Genomic DNA, 19,831 nt, shown 5'->3' with positions numbered 1-19,831 from the left:
GCCACGGCGCCCACAGAATTGGGGCCCCGCCTTTCCCCCTGGCGTGGTTCGGGGGCCTGATAGCCCCACTGCAGCTTCTTTGCCAACAGCAATTTGGCCATGGCTATGACAATTTGCCATGCTGCTTTATGCGCGGGGCATGCGTATCGCTCTTTATCAACCCGAGATTGCGGGAAATGTAGGCGCCATATTGCGCCTTGCGGCCTGTTTTTCCGTGCCTGTGGACATCATCATGCCGATGGGATTCGCCTTCTCAGACGCCCGGCTGAAACGCGCCGCGATGGATTATGGCGCCGCCGCCGAAGTGACGCGGCACGCCAATTTCCAGGCGTTTGACGAGCTTCGCCGTGCGCAGGGCCGCCGCCTGGTGCTGATGAGCAGCCATGCCTCGCAGCCCCTGCCGGAGGTGAAATTCCAGAATGACGACATCCTGTTGATGGGGTCGGAAAGCGCGGGCGTGCCGGACGCGGTGCGCGACATGGCGGATCTGCGCGTGCGAATCCCGATGGCGCCGGGCTTTCGGTCCTTGAACATTGCCGTTTCGACGGGCATCGCCGTCGCCGAAGCCCTTCGCCAGACCGGCCAGTTTCCACAATGACAGAGAATGACATGACCTTGGCGCTCAATCCCCAGCAGCAAGCCGCCCGTACCTGGTTCGAATCACTGCGCGACCGCATCTGCGCCGAGTTCGAGGCGATCGAGCGCGAAGCTGGCAGCGATGCATCCTTCGATTACACCCCATGGGATCGCGAGGCGCCCGGCCTGAACCCCGGCGAAGGCGGCGGCGGCGTCCGCGGCGTCATGAAGGGCAAGATATTCGAAAAGGTCGGCGTCAACGTATCGACCGTCGCGGGGGAGTTCGCGCCGGAATTCGCCAAGACCATTCATGGCGCGGCGGACAGTCCGGCCTTTTTCGCCAGCGGAATCAGCCTGGTCGCGCACATGGCCAATCCGCATGTGCCGGCCGTACATATGAACACGCGCTATCTGGTCACGTCCAAAAGCTGGTTCGGCGGCGGCGCGGATCTCAACCCCCCCTCCCCCGCGAAGAAGACACGGCCCATTTCCATGCCGTGCTGAAGGCCGCATGCGACGCGCATGACGCGGACTATTATCCCCGGTTCAAGGCATGGGCCGACGATTATTTCTTCATTCCGCACCGGGGCGTCCATCGCGGCGTCGGCGGCATTTTCTACGATCATCTGGAGTGCGCCGACGATGCCGGGTTCGATGCCAACTTCGCCTTCACCCGCGCGGTCGGCGATGCCTTCCTGAACGCCTTTCCGCCCATCGTGCGACGGCGGATGAACGAAAGCTGGAATGACGAGGACTATCGGACGATGCTGGAATGGCGCGGTCGCTACGCGGAGTTCAACCTGGTGCATGACCGGGGCACGCTGTTCGGCCTGAAGACCGGCGGCAATATCGACGCCATCCTGATGAGCCTGCCGCCGATGGCGAGCTGGAGCTAAAGGTCATGAGCCTGACGCCGGTCGCCAATGACCAGATCGCGACGGTCGTCACGCATCTGGAGATGGTGGAACGCCCCCGGCCCGCGCCGATCCCGCCCGCGCCGCTGCGGCTTGTTCCATGGAAACAGCCCGCGCCGGACGCCTACCGCGCTTTGTTCCGGCGCGTCGGGGAACCGTGGCTATGGTTCTCCCGGCTTGTGATGGGCGATGCTGAACTGGCCGCGATCATCCATGACCCCGCAGTCCAGATTTTCGCCGTCACCGACCCGCGCGGGGTGGAGGTGGGCCTGCTGGAACTCGATTTCCGTCACCTGCCCGACTGCGAACTGAGCTTCCTCGGCCTTATCCCGGAAATGACCGGCAAGGGGTTTGGCAAATGGCTGATGGCGCAGGCCAAGTCGCTCGCCTGGCGCAGGGATGTGACGCGTTTGTGGGTGCATAGCTGCACGCTCGACAGCCCCGGCGCGCTCGGCTTCTACCGCCGGGCAGGGTTCGTGCCCTTCAAGCGCGAAGTGGAGATTTTTCCCGACCCTCGGCTCGCGGGATTGCTAAGCCCCGATGCAGCGCCGCACGTACCGATGCTGGCTCAGCGCGTTTCCGCCTGACGGTAGAGGCGGGCGAGCATCACCAGCATATAGACCTGCACCACGGTAGAAACGGCCGCCGCCGCGACGCCGCCGGTCAGGCGCGCGCCATCCGCCCCGGCGACAAGCCGACCGATCAGGCCAAAGATCACCTGCGCCGCCGATCCGACGATGGCGGACAGCAGAGTCAACACCAGCAGGAAACCCAGCAGCCGCCAGAAATGGCCGCGCGTCAGCGTCCAGCTATGCCGGAGCGACGCGACCACGCCCTCATTCCCATCAATCACGACGGGATTAAGCAGCAGCAGCCGCACGCTGCCGAACAGCATCACGCCGCCCAGACCCACCGCCAGCAACATGGTCAGCGCCGCACCAGCAGGTTTTGCCACCATCGAGAAAGCGACGACGACGATCGCGCCAACGATCAAGATGACAAACAACAGGCCGAGCACCGCAGCAGCCGTGCCGAGCAGCACGGGCAAGCGCGACAGGCTGAGCCGCAGCGCTTCGCCAACGCTGATCCCCGGCCGCAGCGCCAGCGCGAACAAGGCGAGCGAACCAAACCAGATGAGAATGACGCCAATCAGCATCGACAGCCAGAAGCTGACCGGAACATCGGGCATCGCCCCCTTGTTCATCGTCCAACCGGCAAGTTCGGGCGGCGTCATTTCCTGCAGGATGAGGCCGGGCAGAGCGACAAACAACAGGGCAACCGGGAACAGCAGGCTGCGTTCGCGCGCGACGAAGGCAACCGCTTCTTCCCATGCCTTGCCGATCGACATCACCGTCATATCTTCGCCTTAATTCTCGTGCGGAAAAACGAGGAGGAGACTTGATCGCTCCCCTCGCCCAAGTCAAGGAAGCGCCATGTCATCCTCCTCACCTGATCCTGCCGACATACAGCAGATCGAATGGCAGGTGGATTCCGCGCCGGTCGAATATCCCGCTGCGCTCGCCGACATGGAAGCGCGGGCGGCGGCGATCTTCGAGGGCGGCATGGGGGAGCGCGTCTGGCTGCTGGAGCATCCTCCCCTTTACACGGCCGGGACCAGCGCCAATCCGGCGGAACTGATCGACCCGCGATTTCCGGTGCATGAGGCGGGACGCGGCGGGCGCTATACCTATCATGGGCCGGGACAGCGGATCGGCTATTTGAACATCGACCTGCGTGAACGGGGCAAGGATGTGCGGAACTTCGTCCACCATCTGGAAGGCTGGATGATCGACGCGCTCGGCGACCTGGGGGTCGAGGCGCGACGGGCCGATGGACGGATCGGCATATGGACCGACGACCTTGACGGGCGTGAGGCAAAGATCGGGGCGCTCGGCATCCGGGTACGACGCTGGGTGACGCTGCATGGCTTTTCGATCAATGTAGATCCCGACCTGTCGCATTTCGGAGGCATCGTGCCGTGCGGGCTGGCGGAATATCCCGTGACCAGCTTGGCCGCGCTGGAAAAGACAGCGTCAATGACCACGCTCGACGCAGCGCTGAAGGCGCATTTTCCGGCATTTCTCAGCCGATTGGGCCGCTGCCGCGCGGGGGTTGAGCAATGCGGGGCTGGCCGCTAGGGTCTGCGCTTTCGCCGGGTGGGGGGCCGCCGGGCATGAGGATGTTTGGGAGACCCGGATGCGTGGCAACGCGAGGATGATCTTTACCGCCCTGCTGCTGACGGGCTGCGCCACGTTGGCGGGCTGCGGCAAGGACGACAAGACCAGCAACACGATGCAGATGAAGGACATGGAAGTCGTGGACGGCACCGCCACCGACGCGATGACGGACCTGGATGGCGTGCAGAGCGAAGCGCCGCCCGCCGCCCTGCCTTCTGCCGGTGGAAACAACAGCGCCGCCGACGCGCCGAGGCCAGAGGCCGAAGCCAACGCGGCGCAGGGCGATACGGAAGTGGTTTCGGATCAATAGAAGCAGCAAGGCGTTCAGGCGCAATACAGGCGCCGCTGGCAAGGCATATCATAAGAGACCGCCTGTCCGATCGCCGTTCAAAAAGGGGAAGTCATGACATCCTGTTCCACCATGCGCCGTATATGTTCCGCGTTGATGCTGGCCGCTGCGCCGATGATCGCGCAACCGGCTGCCGCCCAGTTCTTCTGGTCGCCGCCTGATTTCGCCACGCCGCCGCTGACCGACGCCGAAGCTGCGACCGCGCTGGGCCTGCCGGGCGCAACGGCGGATGAAATCCGCGCCGGGCTGGTCTGGAACCTGCGGGCAGCGCTGAACGTCGCCGCGCTGCAATGCCAGTTCGAACCGACGCTGCTGTCCATCAGCAATTATAATGCGATGATCGCGCATCATGATGCGGAACTGGACTCGGCGCAGTCGGTGCTGCTGGGCTATTTCCAGCGGACCGTGGGCAAGGGCAAGCCCGGCCAAACGGCGGCGGACAAATATGGCACGCGCATCTATTCGGGCTATTCGACGGTGCAGGCGCAGCGCGGCTTCTGCCAGGCGGCGGCGCTGGTCGGGCGGCAGGCGATCTTCGCCAATCGCGGCGCGCTGAATGAAGTAGCCCGCACCGGGCTCGGCTCCATCAAAAAGTCGCTCGTGCTTGCGGGCGAGCAATTTTACGGCGACCCAGGCCGGGCCTATTCACTGACGCTGCCGTCCTTCGACAAGAAATGCTGGAAGAAGGACAAGATCCGGCCGAACTGCCAAGTAGCCTATAACCAGAAGGTGGGCGAGCAATAGCCTTCATCCGCCGCCGTTTGCGTCAACGCAGACGGCGGCGGCAGGAACCAAGGCTAAAGTCAGCGCAGCCCGAGATATTTGTGCGATTGAAGGCTTAGGCGCCAGCGGGGCCGGGCCATCACCAGATCTATCGCGGCCTGCATGTTGGCCGGGGCGTTGGGATCGTCGAGCGGCTGGATCAGCAGATGGCCAAAGGCCCAGCCCTCCATGCCCGCCACATCGGCAAGGCTGTGGCCAATTCCCGGCTGTGGCCAGACCAGCTTCAATTCATTGCCGCTGCGCTGCACGACCTCACTGCCCGCTTTGGGGCTGATGCAGACCCAGTCGATGCCGGGATGGGCGGCGATCGTACCGTTGCTTTCCATCGCGATCGTGAAACCGCGCGCATGCAATGCGTCGATCAGGGCTTCATCGATCTGCAGCATCGGCTCGCCGCCGGTCAGAACGATATAGCGCCCCTCTTGCCCTTCGCCCCAGAAAGCGAGCGCGGCATCCGCCAGCGATGCGGCATCGGCGAACTTGCCGCCGCCATCGCCATCGGTGCCGACGAAATCGGTATCGCAAAACTGGCAGACGGCCTTGCGCCGGTCCTCTTCCCGGCCGGTCCACAGATTGCATCCGGCAAAGCGCAGGAACACAGCACGGCGGCCGCTATGCACTCCTTCGCCCTGGAGCGTCAGGAACATTTCCTTGACGGCGTATGTCATCCGCCTGCTCCTAGGGCTTCGTCGCGTAGCGGGTCGGATCGGGCAGGCCAGCCTCTTCAAATCCCTTCGACCGCAATCGGCAACTGTCGCACAGGCCGCAGTGCAGGTCGCCGGGGGCGGGATCGTAGCAGGACCAGCTCATCCCAGCGTCTAGGCCCAGGCGATGCGCTTCGCGGACAATGTCCGCCTTGCTCATATGCTGGAGCGGCGCGTTGATGCGAAGCGGATGACCTTCGACGCCAGCCTTGGTTGCGAGCGCCGCCATCTTCTGAAACGCGTCGATAAATTCGGGGCGGCAGTCGGGATAGCCGGAATAATCCAGCGCGTTGACGCCGATGAACACGTCATTGGCCCCCGATACTTCGGCAAGGCCCAGCGTCAGCGACAGGAAAATCGTGTTGCGCGCGGGGACATAGGTGTTGGGGATGCCCGGTCCCACGCCGCCCTTGGGCACTGATATATCAGCCGTCAGCGCCGATCCGCCAAATGCGGTGAGATCCAGCGGCAGGATGATATGACGCAGCGCGCCAAGCGCGGACGCAACGCGGGCCGCCGCCCCCAATTCAACCCGATGCCGCTGATTATAGTCGATCGTCAGCGCAAAAATGCGATAGCCCGCTTCCCGCGCGAGTCCGCCCGCGACCATCGAATCGAGGCCGCCCGACAGCAGGACGACGGCGAATTTCCCATTATTGGCAGCCATGATTCCGCGCTACCGCCCCGACCGGCTTGACGCAAGGGAGCCCGTCAATGACAGGCGCCGACCCGCCGCCCTTCCAAACTGAAAGAGAATGGCGCGCCATTGGCTATGCCTTGCGACTGTATCTGCACAAGACGCGGGGTTTCAATCCGCAAGTCCGTGCGCCCGCCGCCTGCGCCTGCACAATCATAGCTGACCACCAGCCGCTTTGCGCCTTCATCGACTGTCAGGCTTTTGCAGCTGGCGCGGGCGTGCCGCAGCTGGATCAACTGACGCAGATCGGTGAGGCATATTCTGCGAATATCGCCCTTTTCTCCCGCTTCCGGGCGGGCGCGCAGCTCCCACTCCCCCGGTTCAAGCCCGCGAAGCGGCAGCGGCGGCAACGCGCGCGTTCCGGCCGGCAATAGTGCGATAAGCATGGCAACAGCCGCGCCAAAGGCGTGCCGACCTGTCTTCATTCGATAGCCCCCGTCTTTCATCGCGAACTCCATGACCGGGTTGCCGCACGCATGAACGCGTCTCCGCCTCCATACGCCTCAATTGCGGCAAATTGATGCGCCAGCCCCCGCTGGACGCTCCAAAACCCGTTCCGATATCGCAATAAATTCGTGTCAGCCTTGCGCGAAACTGTCCAGCGAAACCGGAAACAGGCGCGAGCAAAAGGCGCAATCGACACCGATAACGCCCTGATCGTCCGCCATCTCCGCACGTTCTTTCGCCGGGAAACGGCCAATGACGCTGCGGATATGGGCCAAGTCGCAACGGCAACCCTTGACGAGATCGACAGGTTCGGTGACCCGCACCACCTCTTCCTCATGGAAAAGACGCCACACGATGTCGGTCAGCGGCAGCGCTGCGTCGGTCAGTTCCTCATCCTTCAGCGTCGTCGCCAACGCCTGCACATGTTCCCATTCAGGATGATCGTGCCGAGTGTGCAGCCGTTCCCGCCCCACTTCCCCTTCGGGCAGGTGCTGGAGCAGCATGCCGGCAGCGAAACAGCCCTGCCCCGCTTCGTGGCGAACGGCGATCTGGACGACGCTGGGTATCTGTTCGGACTGGAAGAAATAATGTTCCGCCGCCTGGGCGAGCGATTCGCCGTCCAGCGGCACGATGCCCTGATAGCGTTCCCCGGTCACCGCCTGGTCGAAGGTGATGGCGAGATAACCCTTGCCGAACAGGCCGAACAACGTCGGATCGGGGCCAATCTCCGCCAGCCGGTCCGCATCGAACTTGGCATAGCCGCGCACTTCGCCGCCCTTGTAATCGGCAACCAGCAGGCTGACGACCCCATTTTCGGTCTGCGCCTGAAGCGTCAGCTGGCCGTCCACATCCTTGAGCGTCGAGCCGAGCAGCGCGGCCAGCACGAGCGCCGAGGCGAGCAGCCGCTCGATCGGCGGCGGGTAGCTGTGCGCGGCCAGAACATCGTCGAGCACCGGCCCCAGGCGAAGGACGCGCCCCCGCGCGTTGCGCGATGGGATGGTGAAGCCCAGGGCCTGATCGATATGAGCGGAAGAATTCAATTCAGGCTCCATGCAACCCGCGGGGCGGGCAAGTCAAAATCCACTCGGCGCAACCGGACAGCCATGCAAACCGTCTTGCAGGATGAGGCAACCCCTTTGTCGTTCGCGCCGATCCGCCCCTAGATAGGACGGTTCGCCCCAAACTCAACCAAGCCGCCCGGCCGCCCAGAGCAGAACCGACTTTTGCGCATGGATGCGGTTTTCCGCCTCGTCCCAGATCAGCGACTGCGGACCATCGATCACTTCAGGCACCACTTCCTCGCCCCGATGGGCGGGCAGGCAATGCAGGAATTTCGCGCCGGGCTTCGCCTTGGCCATCAGGTCGACGGACACCTGATAGGGCATCATCGCCTTCAGCTTTTCGTCGGCATGCGCCTGCCCCATGGAAATCCAGGTGTCGGTGACGACGGCATCGACACCGGAAACTGCCGCGACTGGATCGCGGGTAAGCGTGATGCCAGCGCCCAGCGCCCGCGCTTCCTGAATGAAGGCGTGATCGGGCTCATAGCCCTCCGGCACGGCGATCCGGACGTCGAACTTGAACAGGCCCGCAGCCTCGATGATCGAATGGAGCACATTGTTGCCGTCGCCCAGCCATGCCCACTGGCTGCCCGGCAGCGCCAGGCCATGTTCCACGACGGTCAGCAGGTCGGCGGCGATCTGGCAGGGATGCGACAGGTCGGTCAGGCCGTTGATGACCGGCACCGTCGCATGGCGAGCCATTTCCTCGATCTTCGCATGATCGTCGGTGCGGATCATGATCATGTCGCACATGCGGCTCAGCACGCGCGCGGTATCCGCGACCGTCTCGCCCCGGCCAAGCTGGCTGGTCGATCCATCCAGGATCAGCGACGTGCCGCCAAGCTGGCGGATCGCCATGTCGAAACTGACGCGGGTGCGGGTCGAATTCTTCTCGAAGATCATCGCCAGCGTGTGGCCCGCGAGCGGCGCATCGGCATCGGCCTGACCCTTGGGCAGGCTCTTGCGCGCGGCCTTCCGGTCGATGGCGTCGCCGATCATGGTGGCGAGCGCATCGCCCCCGGCGTCCGAGAGATTAAGGAAATGTCTGGTCATGATCAAACCCTTCAACCCGTTCGGACTGAGCCTGTCGAAGCCCTCTTCTTTCTTCAGAAGAAGGGATGCCCTTCGACAAGCTCAGGGCGAACGGCAGCTGGTGTTATGCCGCTTGAACCTCCGCGAAGCTGCGGGCGCCGGCCGACAGCTTTTCGATGCACTCGGCGACATGGCTTTCGTCGATGATGAGCGGCGGCAGGATGCGCACGACATTCTGCCCCGCCCCCACCGTGAGCAGCCCGTGATTGTCGCGCAGGTGCGCCACGAACTCGCGCGAATCGGCGCCGTCCTTGAGCTTGACGCCCAGCATCAGGCCCATTCCGCGCACATCCTCGAAAATATCGTGATTGGGGATCAATTGCTCCAGCGCCGAACGCAGGCGCGCGCCAATGCTGTTCACATGGTCGAGGAAACCGTCGCCCAGCACCTCGTCCAGCACGGCCATGCCCACCGCCATGGCAAGCGGATTGCCGCCATAGGTCGATCCATGGGTGCCAAACACCATGCCCTTGGCCGCATCTTCGGTCGCCAGGCACGCGCCCAGCGGGAAACCCGCGCCAATGCCCTTGGCCACCGCCATGATGTCCGGCTTCACGCCATATTGCTCATGGGCGAAGAAGGTGCCGGTGCGGGCATAGCCGCACTGCACCTCGTCCAGGATCAGCAACATGCCCTTCTCGTCGCACAGCTTGCGCAGGCCAGCGAGGAACGCCTGCGTCGCGGGCGTCACGCCGCCTTCGCCCTGCACCGTTTCGACGAGGAAACCGGCGGTATTCTCATCGACCGCGGCGGTGGCCGCTTCCAGGTCGTTGAACGGCACCACGGTAAAACCGGGCAGCAGCGGTTCGAAGCCGTCGCGCATCTTGGGCTGGCTGGTCGCCGAAATGGTCCCCAGCGTCCGGCCGTGAAAGGCGTTGTCGAAGCTGATGATCTTGTGCCGGTGCGCCTCACCATTGGCATAATGGTAACGACGCGCGGTCTTGATCGCGCATTCGACCGCCTCCGCGCCCGAATTGGTGAAAAAGACCGTGTCGGCATAGGTCGCATCGACCAGCCGCTGCGCGAACTTTTCGCCGAGCGGCATGCCGTAGAGGTTCGACGTATGCATCAGCGTCGCGGCCTGATCGGCGATCGCCTTCACCAGCCGGGGGTGGCCATGTCCGAGCAGATTGACCGCGATGCCGCTGGCGAAGTCGAGATAGCGTTCCCCGCGCTCGCCGATCAGATAGCAGCCCTCGCCTCGGACCGGGCGGACATCGCACCGGGGGTAAACGGGCATGAGCGGCGTAATCGACATGGAGGCCCTCCCTTCGCTGGGCTGATGAAAAAGTCGCAAAACGCAAAAAGGCGGCCCCCGCCGGGCCGCCCTTTGCGAGCACCGCCTATACTAGCGCCGCCGGAGCGGTGCAAGTGCGCTAAAACCCCCTATGCCGCCGGGCCTGCCGTTCAGGCGATCTGGTTCCAGGCGTCGGCGATCTCGGCGATGATGTCGCGGGCCTGTTCGGCGTGCTCGGGCGAGCGTTCCTTGGCGCTCAACAGCAGCAGGCGGCGCGCCTCGCGATAGATCTGGGCAAGGCCGGTGGCGATGTCGCCGCCATTGTCGAAATCCAGGCTGGATTCGAGCGCGATCAGGATCGACATGGCGCGGGCCTGCTTGTCCGAAACCTTCAGCCTGTCGTTATTCCGTTCGGCCAGCGCAGTCGCCTCCAGTGCAATCAGCAGCTCGTCGAACAACACCTTCACCAGGGCATGGGGCGTTGCGCCTTCGATCCGGCTGCCCGAATGCACGGCCGCATAACGCCGCGCCGCATTCGTGCCCGCATATCCTTGAGAATAAAACATCTTGTCAGACCCCTGTTATCAATTATCGCTCTTGGTCCACATGGCGACCTGCTGCTCAAGATAGCTTTGCGTTGCCTTGAGCGCCGACAGCCTTGTTTCCATCGCGGTGTAAACCTTCGAAAGCTGCGCCTGGTAATCGGTCATCTGATCGTTCAGCTTTTCAAGCTGCTTCGTCAGATCCTCGCCCAGCTGCTCATATTTGGCCTTGGCCATGGCCAGCGGCCCGTCTTTCTGCTCGATCCTGTCGCGCACGCCGTCCATCAGCCCGGCGAGGCCCGGCGTCGTTTCCGACTTGACCGCCGGATTGAGCATCTGGGTGATGCCCTTGGCATCGGCGGCAAGCGCCTTGTCGAGCGCCTCCGTGTCTAGCTTCAGCGTGCCGTCGCGATTGGTGCTTACGCCGATGGAGGACAGCGTCGTATATGTGCCGCTGGTGGCCAGAACCGTCGATGTCATCTGCGACAATTGCCGCTTCATGTCGCGAATGGACGAGTCGCCGTTCAGCACGCCCGCGCCGGACGATCCCCCGCTGGTCTGCGACGCCGTATTCAGCGCCTTCATCAGCGTATTATAGGCATCGACGAACTCCACCATCAGGTCGCGCATCGATGTGGTCGGCTCGGTAGAGGCCAACGTGACGCTTGTCCCCGGCGCGGCCTTGTTAAGGTCGATGCGCAGATGGGCGACGGCCCCGTCAATCGTATTGCTGGAATAATGCTGTTCGACGCCGTCCAGCAGGATGATCGAATCCTTCGCCTCGACCTGGCGCGTCATGCCGCCCGTCGCGCCGTCCCAGGTAAAGGCCGCGAGTGACGCGTCGCCCGAAACCTGCGTGAAGGTGAAGCTGTTGGCGGCGCCCGTCTCGCCCTTCATGACCAGGCGCGTACCATGATTGTCGGTGATGACGCTGGCGGTGACGCCGGTTCCCTGCGCGTTGATCGCGGCGGCGAGATCGGCATAGCTGGTGTTGGGCGCGGTGAGCGTCACCGTGACCGGCGCGCCGGTCCCGACCTTCAGCTCAAAGCTGCCTGCGCCAACCGGACTGGCGGCCGTCGCGCCAGCCTCTGCCGCAGAAGAAATGGTCTGCGCGGAGGCAAGCTGCTGCACCTCAAGCTGCGCCGGCAGCTTGGGCACGCCGCCCGGCAGCAGGCTGACGGCGGCGATGCTGGGATCGTTGGAGGCCGGCGAACCGGCAAAGCCCGTCCCTGCGAGCAGGCTGTTCAGCGCATCGGCAAAGGTATTGAGCGAACTGGAGGCCGAAGCCAGCGCGGAAATCTTGGCGTTGTTGGTGTTTTGCCGGTCGGTGATGGCCTTCTGCTTGGGGTCGCGCGCCGCGCTCACAAGGCTGGTGACCAGAGCGCCGGTGTCGATTCCCGAACCGATGCCGAGGGCCGTCGCGATGCTGCTGCTTACCGAGGTCATCATCCGTCCTTTCGAAAGTGAGAACGGCTCTAGGGCGAAGACCTTTAGGAATGATTTTCGTGGTTAAGAAAGATCACACGCTGACGACCTTTCTCAATTGCCTGTCGAAAGCAGCTGATCGACAGTGCCGCGCCTCAAATTCGCCTGCGCTGCATGGGCATAGCTGGATTGCTCAGCGATGCGCTTGCCCAGCATCACCGCGCTTTCCACAACTTCCCTGGACGCAGGCGGCAGCGGCACGAGAATGATCGGCGCAGGCAGCAGCGACTGGATATTCGCCTCTGCCCCTTGCACGGTCGATGCGCCAGTGGTGGAGCGCAATTCTGCCAGAATATCCGCGACCCGCGCCTGCACCCTGGCATATTCCGCCGCGCTCGCCAGATCGTCTTCAGAGAGAGCGGCCCCCGCTTCGCCATTGTACGGCTTGCCCGGCCGGGACCTGCCCGCCTGCGGGTCGGCGCCCTGCTGCGCCGTTATCGGCTGGACCGCGGGCACAGCGGAAGGCGCGCGGCTTGTGGTCCGATCAACCTGCGTTAAGCCGCTCCGCGAAAAATATTCGTTCATGACGCACCATCCTAATGCGTCCCCATGAACATAATACGGCCAGCATTGCCTAAGTTTTAGTTCACCCTGTTTTTTTCACAGCTTGCGGCCATCCGCGTCGAAACGCAGATCGTCGGGCACATTGATGAACGGCCGGTCCATCTCGCCAGCCATGCGGTTTTCGACCCGAAAGACGAAGGCAAGCACGGTCGCCACCGCCATATAAAGCCCTTCATTCACAACCTGTCCGGCGCGTGAGGTGAAGTAGATGGCGCGGGCAAGGTCGGGATATTGCAGGACGGTGACGCCATTCTCGTCCGCCAGCTCGCGAATGGCCGCCGCGATCGCGTCACAACCCCTGGCCACCACCACCGGCGCCGCGTCCTGACCGGGCTTGTAGCGCAGGGCGACGGCGAAATGGGTGGGATTGGTGATGATGACGCTGGCGTCGGCCACGGCCTGACGGGTCGATCCGCTCAGCACTTCGAACTGGCGACGGCGGATATGCCCTTTCAGCTCGGGCGACCCTTCGCTTTCCTTGTTCTCGTCCTTGACGTCCTGCTTGCTCATCGCGAGCCGCTTGGACCGCTGCATGATCTGGGCGGGCACGTCGATGCCAGCGATCAGGAACAGCCCGCCCGCCATGACTAGGCAGGTCATGATGAACATGTTGCCAAGGTCGGACATGGCCGGGGCCAGACCCGCCGAGCCAAGGCCGATGATCTCCGTCAGCCGGTCCCACATCAGCCAGACGCCGATGGATCCCAGCAGCGCCACCTTGGCGATGGATTTCAACAGCTCGATCAGGCCCTGCATCCCGAAGATGCGCTTGAGCCCCGCCGCCGGGTTCAGCTTCGACGCCTTGGGCGCAAAGGCGCCGGGGCGAAAGCCGAGCGATCCCAATATGGCGGGCCCGGCAATCGCGGCGAGCGTCGTCGCCAGCAATATGCCGCCCACCGGCAGGGCGATACCCGTCAGCAGGCTCATGCCGCGCGTCGCGGGGGCGAAGTCGGTAATGTCCTCCCGGCGAAAGCGCAGGGCCTCCATCAACATCTGCGAGAGTGCGTCGATGACGGACGGCCCGGTCACAGCTAACCAGCCGATCCCGGCCATGACCACCAGCGCCGTCGCCAGTTCCTTGGACTGAAGGATGTCGCCCTTCTTGGCGGCGTCATCCAGTTTCTTCTGGGTTGGCTTCTCGGTCTTTTCGCCGCCGCCATTGCCGCCCGACATCGCTCAGCGCCCTTCCGCAATCGACTGGGCCTGATCCAGCCCGGCCTTGAGCGCGGCGGTAAGCCCCTCCCCCATTACCGGCGCGGCGATGGCCAGCAGGACCAGGCCAGCCATGAGCGCAACCGGCATGCCGACCGCGAACAGGTTCAGCGATGGCGCGCTGCGGGCGAGCATGCCCATGATGATCTGCACCAGCACCAGGGCAAAGCCCACCGGCAGCGCCACGGTCACCCCCGCGCCCAGCAGCGATCCGCCAAACTGAACCAGATGCCACACGGCGTCATTGCTCATCATCGCCCCACCCGGCGGCATCGCCTGATAGCTTTGCACCACGAAGCTCGCGAGCATCAGATGGCCGTCCATGCCCAGCAGCAGGAAGGTGGCGAGAATGGACAGGAAAGTGCCGACCGCCTGCGTCGCTTGACCCGAAGATGGATCGACCATGGCGGCGAAGTTCAAACCCATGGCATTGCCGATCGCCTCACCCGCGACGAAGGCGGCGGCATAGCCGATCTGCACGGCAAACCCCATGGCAAGCCCGGCCAGCACCTCGCCCGCGACCATCATCACGCCTTCAAAGCTGGCGACGCCGTCCTGCGGCAACTGGATGGTGACGCTGTTCAATGCGGCAAGGCCGAGGGCCAGCGAAAGAATGAAACGCAGCGGCAGCGGCACGGCGGGCGCGCCAAATACGGGGGCCGCGACGAAAGCCGCGCCGGGACGGATCATGGCGATCAGCCAGACCCACAGCTGCGCCTCTACATTCGCGAAGCCCGGTGCGATCATTGCAGCAGGTCCGGGATGCGTTCGAATATCTCGCGGGTGAAATCGGCGATCAGCACCAGTATCGACCCGCCGAACAGAACCAACATCGCGCCGACGATGATGATTTTGGGAATAAAGCTCAACGTCTGTTCGTTGATGGATGTCGCTGCCTGCACCATGCCGATCAGGACGCCGGCGATCAGCGCGGGGATGAGGATCGGCGCCGCCGCGAGCGCCGTGATCCACAGCGCCTGCTGGGCAAGGCCCATGAAGAAGTCGGCATTGTCCATGGGCTAAACGCCTCCCCCCGTTAGGAGCCGGACACCCGTCATGTCGCAAACGACCCGGCGAGCGACCCCATGGTCAGCGCCCAGCCATCGACCAGCACGAACAGCAGCAGCTTGAACGGCATGGATATGATCGTCGGCGACAGCATCATCATGCCCAGCGCCATCAGCGTGGAGGCGACGACAAGGTCGATGATGAGGAACGGCAGGAAGATCATGAACCCGATCTGGAATGCAGTCTTCAACTCGCTGGTCACGAAGGCTGGCAGCAGGATCGAAAAGGGAATGTCGGCGGGCGAGCGAAAGGCGGGCGCTTCGGCGAGGTTGGCAAACAGTTTGAGGTCATTCTCGCGCGTCTGCTTGGCCATGAATCCGTGCAGCACCTTGCCCGAACGGCCTACCGCTTCCTCGATGCTGATCTGCCCCTTGCCATAGGGATCGAACGCCTGCGCGTTGATCTGGTCGATCGCCGGGCGCATCACGAACAGCGACAGGAACAGCGACAGGCCGACCAGCACCTGATTGGGCGGCGTCTGCTGAAGACCCAGCGCCTGACGCAGCAGCGACAGGACGATGATGATGCGGGTGAAGCTGGTCATCATGAGGACCAGTGACGGCAGCACCGACAGCAGGCTCATGAGGACGAGGATTTGCAGCGACAGCGATAGCGGGCGTCCGTCGCCCGAAATCGCGCCCATCGCCCGGGTCAGCGCCCCGCCATTATCGACGGGCGCAACGGGCGCGGCCTGCGCCGCCGCCTGCGCCAGCGCGGGCTCAGCCAGCATTAGGCCGGCAGTCAGCGCCAGTCCCCCGATCAGAAGCGCCCTAGCGCGCACGATAGGGATCGCCTTCCGCAATCTTCTCGATCCGCCCGCGCGTGACGGACAGCAGGATCTTCTTGCCCTCGAACTCGACCACGGCCAGCTTGCCGAACGTGCCCATGGGCAGCGCCTCCAGCAGCTTCAGCGACCGCCCGTCCTGCCCCGCTATCATGCCGGGCTGATATTTGCGCCATAGCCACAGCGCGCCGAAGGCCATGCCGCCCACCAGCGGCAAAAGGATCAGCAGTTTGACGAAATACCAGAACATGGAGCGCTATCCGCGATGATGGTTAATCGTCTTTCCGAATCAGAAAGATCGCCGCACAGCAAGGGAAAAGCGCGTGTGGCGTGATCAGCCGCGCCGTTCGACCCCCGCCAGACGGCTTTCGGCGGCGGCGATATCGACGATGCGGATGCCGTAGCGGCCGTTTACCGTCACCACCTCGCCCTTGGCGATCAGCGCGCCGTTGACCATGATGTCGAGCAGGTCGTCGGCCTGACGGTCAAGTTCCACGATGCTGCCCTCGGCCAGGTCCATGACCTCCGCCAGACGCAGCGACGTCGATCCGACTTCCACCGACATGCGAACGGGAATGTCGGCCAGCAAGCGGAACTGGCGATTGTTCGCCATGCGGCTGCCGCCTTCATCGCCAAAGCCGTCGATCCGCGGCGCTTCGCTCATATCGCTCATTGTTCAGGTCCCTGTGCTAATTTTTCGATCTGGAATGCGGCGCGGCCGTCCTGGTCGCCGATCGATCCATGGGCGACGATCCGGTCCCCCACGATCAGCGGCAGGCTGCGGCTGATGGTCACCGGAATGATGTCGCCCGCCTTCAACTGCATGAGGTCGGCGAGCGAAAGATTGGGGCGCGCCAGCACCGTGCGGGCGGGCAGGCGGATGTCGCGCATGCGGTTTGCAATGCGGGCCTGCCAGATGGGGTCGATCCGTTCCTCGTCGGTCGGCGCCCTTGCGCCCATCAGCGGCTCGACGGCGCGCAGCGAGGACAAGGGGAACAGAAGGTCGATGGGCCATTCCTGGTCGCGCGCTATGCTCAGCATGAAGCGTTGCAGCACCATCTGCTCCCCCGGCTGCGCCGCCGAGGCAAAGCCGATGCCGGTTTCGCGGATGATGAGCGCTGTTTCCAGCGGCAGGACATCGGCCCAGCTTTCGACGAGGCGCGCGATGATCGCTTCGGAAATCCGGGCGATCAAGCGGTCCTCAGTCGGCGTGAACTCGCCACGATCAGGCAGTGGCCGGTTGCCAATGCCGCCATAGAAGCAATCGACCAGCGTCGAAATCATTGCCGCGTCCATCCGCAGCAGCATCTGCCCTTTCAGCGGCGCGATGCGGTAGACGCCGATACTGCAAAAGGCAGGCACTTCGGCGGACCATTGGGCAAAGTCCAGAACCCGCGCATCGGCCATCCCGACATGCGGGCGCACGCCTGAAATCGGCTCGATCAGCGCGCGCAAACGCCGGCCGAGCTTTTCGCCCAGCCGGTCCAGCCCGGACAGCATCTGTGGTGTCTGCGATTCCCCGCGCCCGAACGCGAAGGTCTGAACGTCGTTCATGATAGTCCCCTGCCCTAGAGGGTCAGGGGACTTCCCGACCTTTCAGGCACCCCTATTGAATAACGAAATTGGTAAAATATACGTTATCGATACCGCCATAACCGGTCTTTTGCTTCAAAACATCGTTAATAACGCCCTTGATCCGGCCCTGAAGCTGTCTTTTGCCCTCCGGCGTCGCCAATATCTCCACGGGCTGCTGGGCGAGCAACATCAAGACCTGGCTGCGAATCGCCATCTCATGAGTCTTGATCGCTTCGATGACGCGCATGTCGTAATAGGTCGATACGGCGATCGAAATCTGCGCAAAGGCGTCCGTGTCCGACATGTTGGACGTAAAGGGCGCCTGGAGCTGGAAATAGGTGGCCTGATAGGCCGCCGGGTTGGCGGGCGCAGGCAGGTCTATGCCCTTGCCCGGATGTCCAGCCGCGCCGCCTTTGCCATGCGCCTCGGCGCCCATGCCATGGGCCTTGGCGACCTCCTCGGCATTCTCACCGGCCAGGACGAGCACGGGCTTTTTGGGATCAACCTTTGGCCCTTCTTCCTTCTTGCTGAAGAAACCGGCGGCATACAGGCCGCCCGCCGTGCCCACGCCACCCAGGACCAGTGCGACGACGATCAGGAGGATCACTTTCATGCCTCCCCCCTTCTTTTTCTTCGTCTTCGCCTCGTCGCTCATGTGCCGGTCCCCCGAATGTCCTGGAATTTAGGCGTAGCGCGCGCGCACCCCATCATGGGCGCTCGACCGCGCATCCGCATGGTTAAGAACGGCAGGATCGGACGAGCTTTTAGGGCCAGGACCGTTATTTTCACGGCCCTGCCAGCGGGACTGCTGGCCGTGGGGCTGCCCCATATTCTGCCCGTTATTCTGCTGCCAGGCGGACGCGCTGTGCGACCCCTGCTGCTGTGGGTGGGACTGCTGTTGCGAAGAAGACTGCCCGCCCATGTCCGCGCGCTGGGCCTCGGCGACCGCGGCAGAGCGTTCGACGCGGACTTCGGAAATGCGCACGGCGGCAAGACCCGCGTCCAGCTTCAACCGGTCGCTGTCCTGCCGCAATGCGGCCTCGGCGGCCTCGCTGGCCACGGTCAGGCTGACGGCGGCGCCTTCGGCCCCTTGTCTTATGTCAACCTGCACAGCGCCCAAATGATGCGTGTCGATCTGGAACCGGCCCTGCGCGCCATTGGCGGAAAGCCCGGCAATGTCACGGGCAAGCCCGTCGATCCACTGGCCCGATACGCCCATATCGACCATCTGCGCGCCAAGGCTGGCGGAAAGATCGACGACCGGAGCCGGTGATATTGAGGGCTGCACGCCGAGGGACGGTGTCGAGACGCTCGACGTGATCGGCGCTGCGTCGATCGGCTGCATGCCCATGGACACGGCAGGCGGCGCATCGCCCTTGGCAGTAACGGGCTTTTCCTTCGCAGAGGCAGCGGCAGAAACCTGCTCACCCACCCGCACGGATGCGCCGGACTGACGGGCGGAGACCTGCTCGCGCACCAGTTGCAGCAGGGCAATCGCCTCGGCCTTCACCGGCTTGCCGTTGAGGACCGGCGCAGTGGGCTGCGGAATTTCCGTTACCGGCTCCGCATCTTGAGCTGCCGGTTCATCCCGACTGGCTGCCCGGTGTGGAAACTGACTTCCAGCCTGCCTGATGGCGGCGCGCTCCTGCGAAATCGGCAACGGGCTGGTGACGACAGCAGGCGCGGGCGCAGGGGCGTGGGGTTTATCAGGCTGAACCACCGTGGCCGTGGCCTTGGATAAAGGGGGCGTCTGATCGGTTTCAGGACGCTGACCTTCACTCGACACAAGCGCGGGCGCGATGCCCTGCGTCGGGGTAGGCGCCCTTTCACCTTCACCCTTCGGCGCGTCGATCGCCACCAGCGTCGCAGCGACCGGCGGAGGTGAGACAGGCGTCGGCTGAACGGCGATTACGGGCATCGCCACCGGCCCGACGCCCGGCACATATGCCATGGAGGCATCGGCGTCAGTGCCGGCTTCGGATGGACCCTGTCCTTCCGCCTGCACCTCTGTCTCTGCCTCGGCTTCTGCCGGTGTCGGCGCTACCAAAGCGTCTGCGCCGGCATCCTTCTGGTGAGGCGCAAGAGGCGATTTGGGTTTTGCCTCGGCCACCACTGCATCCTCCGACACTTCGGATTGCGGCGTCACGGCGTCAGGCGAAGGCGCAGCATCGGCAGTCTCGCTTTCCGCTTCCATCGCGGGCGCGAGCGAAGACTGCAACTTCGCTTCATGCTTGATCAGCCCCAGCGCCATGCCGGGCGGAAGGGTAGCAGGCGTCCCCTTGCCAGCCGCGACCGCAATCGCCAGGCCGTGCGATACATGATCATGGCGGACATGCTCAGCCGGCTGGTCGACATCCAGTTTCGGCGTGGCGGACACGGATGGCGCTGCGCCAGCCATATCCGGCGCGGGCGTAGCCGCTGCTTCGGTGGGAAGCGTGGCCGCCATCGACCCGTTCAGCATCGCTGCAAAGTCGGCCGTCTCCTGCCCGGAGGCCGCCACGGCGGCAGTCCCCTGCAGGGTCGAGGAAGAAAGCAGTGTCTTGAGGCTGGAAAGCATGTTCATG

The 19,831-nt window shown here is 63.9% G+C and carries 24 protein-coding genes and 1 pseudogene; 6 read left to right on the top strand and 19 right to left on the bottom strand.

What is annotated here, in order from left to right; all coding sequences use genetic code 11:
* Positions 1 to 139 precede the first annotated feature (139 nt).
* The 3 genes and pseudogenes from B6S01_RS11460 (at position 140) to B6S01_RS11450 (ending at position 2,077) form a co-directional block, all read left to right on the top strand.
* Positions 140 to 598, top strand: coding sequence for a tRNA (cytidine(34)-2'-O)-methyltransferase (locus B6S01_RS11460; RefSeq protein ID WP_037467805.1), 459 nt, complete (start codon positions 140 to 142; stop codon positions 596 to 598).
* Between the two features lie 11 nt (positions 599 to 609).
* Positions 610 to 1,472 (top strand): annotated as a pseudogene (gene hemF, locus B6S01_RS11455) (oxygen-dependent coproporphyrinogen oxidase).
* Between the two features lie 5 nt (positions 1,473 to 1,477).
* Positions 1,478 to 2,077, top strand: a complete 600-nt coding sequence (locus tag B6S01_RS11450; RefSeq protein WP_037467564.1) for a GNAT family N-acetyltransferase — start codon at positions 1,478 to 1,480, stop codon at positions 2,075 to 2,077.
* Here B6S01_RS11450 and B6S01_RS11445 read toward each other — a convergent pair.
* A complete protein-coding gene (locus B6S01_RS11445; protein WP_037467565.1) occupies positions 2,059 to 2,847 on the bottom strand; it encodes a glycerophosphoryl diester phosphodiesterase membrane domain-containing protein in 789 nt (262 codons plus the stop codon). The genes B6S01_RS11450 and B6S01_RS11445 overlap by 19 nt on opposite strands.
* 76 nt (positions 2,848 to 2,923) lie before the next feature.
* Here B6S01_RS11445 and lipB point away from each other — a divergent pair, with 76 nt between their 5' ends.
* From lipB to B6S01_RS11430, 3 genes are all read left to right on the top strand, one after another.
* On the top strand, positions 2,924 to 3,628 hold the full coding sequence (gene lipB / locus B6S01_RS11440; RefSeq protein WP_037467566.1) for a lipoyl(octanoyl) transferase LipB: 705 nt from the start codon (positions 2,924 to 2,926) through the stop codon (positions 3,626 to 3,628).
* A gap of 58 nt (positions 3,629 to 3,686) precedes the next feature.
* On the top strand, positions 3,687 to 3,977 hold the full coding sequence (locus B6S01_RS11435; RefSeq protein ID WP_037467568.1) for a hypothetical protein: 291 nt from the start codon (positions 3,687 to 3,689) through the stop codon (positions 3,975 to 3,977).
* 93 nt (positions 3,978 to 4,070) lie between these two features.
* Complete coding sequence (locus tag B6S01_RS11430) at positions 4,071 to 4,760, top strand: hypothetical protein (RefSeq protein WP_037467569.1); 690 nt, start codon at positions 4,071 to 4,073, stop codon at positions 4,758 to 4,760.
* Between the two features lie 59 nt (positions 4,761 to 4,819).
* On the opposite strand, the gene queE is transcribed toward B6S01_RS11430, so the two are convergent.
* The 18 genes from queE to B6S01_RS11340 form a co-directional block, all read right to left on the bottom strand.
* Complete coding sequence (gene queE, locus B6S01_RS11425) at positions 4,820 to 5,467, bottom strand: 7-carboxy-7-deazaguanine synthase (RefSeq protein WP_037467571.1); 648 nt, start codon at positions 5,465 to 5,467, stop codon at positions 4,820 to 4,822.
* 10 nt (positions 5,468 to 5,477) lie between these two features.
* Complete coding sequence (gene queC / locus B6S01_RS11420) at positions 5,478 to 6,170, bottom strand: 7-cyano-7-deazaguanine synthase QueC (protein WP_037467573.1); 693 nt, start codon at positions 6,168 to 6,170, stop codon at positions 5,478 to 5,480.
* A 44-nt stretch (positions 6,171 to 6,214) separates the two neighbouring features.
* Positions 6,215 to 6,646 carry a DUF3617 domain-containing protein gene (locus B6S01_RS11415; protein ID WP_231568044.1) on the bottom strand — a complete coding sequence of 144 codons (432 nt, stop codon included), beginning with the start codon at positions 6,644 to 6,646 and terminating at the stop codon, positions 6,215 to 6,217.
* Positions 6,647 to 6,778: 132 nt separating this feature from the next.
* On the bottom strand, positions 6,779 to 7,687 hold the full coding sequence (gene hslO / locus B6S01_RS11410; RefSeq protein ID WP_407695214.1) for an Hsp33 family molecular chaperone HslO: 909 nt from the start codon (positions 7,685 to 7,687) through the stop codon (positions 6,779 to 6,781).
* 144 nt (positions 7,688 to 7,831) lie between these two features.
* A complete protein-coding gene (gene argF, locus B6S01_RS11405) occupies positions 7,832 to 8,761 on the bottom strand; it encodes an ornithine carbamoyltransferase (RefSeq protein WP_037467808.1) in 930 nt (309 codons plus the stop codon).
* A gap of 103 nt (positions 8,762 to 8,864) precedes the next feature.
* Positions 8,865 to 10,058: an aspartate aminotransferase family protein gene (locus tag B6S01_RS11400; protein ID WP_037467576.1), complete on the bottom strand. Its 1,194-nt coding sequence runs from the start codon at positions 10,056 to 10,058 to the stop codon at positions 8,865 to 8,867.
* A 149-nt stretch (positions 10,059 to 10,207) separates the two neighbouring features.
* Positions 10,208 to 10,603, bottom strand: coding sequence for a flagellar export chaperone FliS (locus tag B6S01_RS11395; protein ID WP_037467578.1), 396 nt, complete (start codon positions 10,601 to 10,603; stop codon positions 10,208 to 10,210).
* 18 nt (positions 10,604 to 10,621) lie between these two features.
* A complete protein-coding gene (gene fliD / locus B6S01_RS11390) occupies positions 10,622 to 12,025 on the bottom strand; it encodes a flagellar filament capping protein FliD (protein WP_037467809.1) in 1,404 nt (467 codons plus the stop codon).
* Positions 12,026 to 12,118: 93 nt separating this feature from the next.
* Positions 12,119 to 12,589, bottom strand: a complete 471-nt coding sequence (locus B6S01_RS11385) for a hypothetical protein (protein WP_037467579.1) — start codon at positions 12,587 to 12,589, stop codon at positions 12,119 to 12,121.
* Positions 12,590 to 12,664: 75 nt separating this feature from the next.
* On the bottom strand, positions 12,665 to 13,801 hold the full coding sequence (flhB, locus tag B6S01_RS11380) for a flagellar type III secretion system protein FlhB (protein WP_037467580.1): 1,137 nt from the start codon (positions 13,799 to 13,801) through the stop codon (positions 12,665 to 12,667).
* A 3-nt stretch (positions 13,802 to 13,804) separates the two neighbouring features.
* Positions 13,805 to 14,587, bottom strand: coding sequence for a flagellar biosynthetic protein FliR (gene fliR, locus B6S01_RS11375; RefSeq protein WP_037467581.1), 783 nt, complete (start codon positions 14,585 to 14,587; stop codon positions 13,805 to 13,807).
* A complete protein-coding gene (gene fliQ, locus B6S01_RS11370) occupies positions 14,584 to 14,856 on the bottom strand; it encodes a flagellar biosynthesis protein FliQ (RefSeq protein WP_037467583.1) in 273 nt (90 codons plus the stop codon). The genes fliR and fliQ overlap by 4 nt, the downstream gene beginning before the upstream one ends.
* 38 nt (positions 14,857 to 14,894) lie before the next feature.
* Positions 14,895 to 15,638 (bottom strand): flagellar type III secretion system pore protein FliP, encoded by a 744-nt coding sequence (fliP, locus tag B6S01_RS11365; protein WP_407695215.1) that lies wholly within the window; start codon positions 15,636 to 15,638, stop codon positions 14,895 to 14,897.
* A gap of 40 nt (positions 15,639 to 15,678) precedes the next feature.
* Positions 15,679 to 15,942: a FliO/MopB family protein gene (locus B6S01_RS11360; protein WP_037467586.1), complete on the bottom strand. Its 264-nt coding sequence runs from the start codon at positions 15,940 to 15,942 to the stop codon at positions 15,679 to 15,681.
* Positions 15,943 to 16,026: 84 nt separating this feature from the next.
* Positions 16,027 to 16,365, bottom strand: coding sequence for a flagellar motor switch protein FliN (fliN, locus tag B6S01_RS11355; protein ID WP_037467588.1), 339 nt, complete (start codon positions 16,363 to 16,365; stop codon positions 16,027 to 16,029).
* Positions 16,362 to 17,246 carry a flagellar motor switch protein FliM gene (locus B6S01_RS11350; RefSeq protein ID WP_037467593.1) on the bottom strand — a complete coding sequence of 295 codons (885 nt, stop codon included), beginning with the start codon at positions 17,244 to 17,246 and terminating at the stop codon, positions 16,362 to 16,364. The genes fliN and B6S01_RS11350 overlap by 4 nt, the downstream gene beginning before the upstream one ends.
* 52 nt (positions 17,247 to 17,298) lie before the next feature.
* The gene (locus B6S01_RS11345) at positions 17,299 to 17,922 is read right to left on the bottom strand and encodes a flagellar basal body-associated FliL family protein (RefSeq protein ID WP_037467595.1); all 624 of its coding nucleotides are present in this window, start codon (positions 17,920 to 17,922) and stop codon (positions 17,299 to 17,301) included.
* A gap of 27 nt (positions 17,923 to 17,949) precedes the next feature.
* Positions 17,950 to 19,830 carry a flagellar hook-length control protein FliK gene (locus B6S01_RS11340; protein WP_051908403.1) on the bottom strand — a complete coding sequence of 627 codons (1,881 nt, stop codon included), beginning with the start codon at positions 19,828 to 19,830 and terminating at the stop codon, positions 17,950 to 17,952.
* Position 19,831 lies beyond the last annotated feature (1 nt).

Source organism: Sphingobium herbicidovorans, assembly GCF_002080435.1.
Taxonomy (GTDB): domain Bacteria; phylum Pseudomonadota; class Alphaproteobacteria; order Sphingomonadales; family Sphingomonadaceae; genus Sphingobium; species Sphingobium herbicidovorans.
Note: the sequence above shows the minus strand (reverse complement) of the source record. Positions and strands in the feature narration are given on the sequence as shown.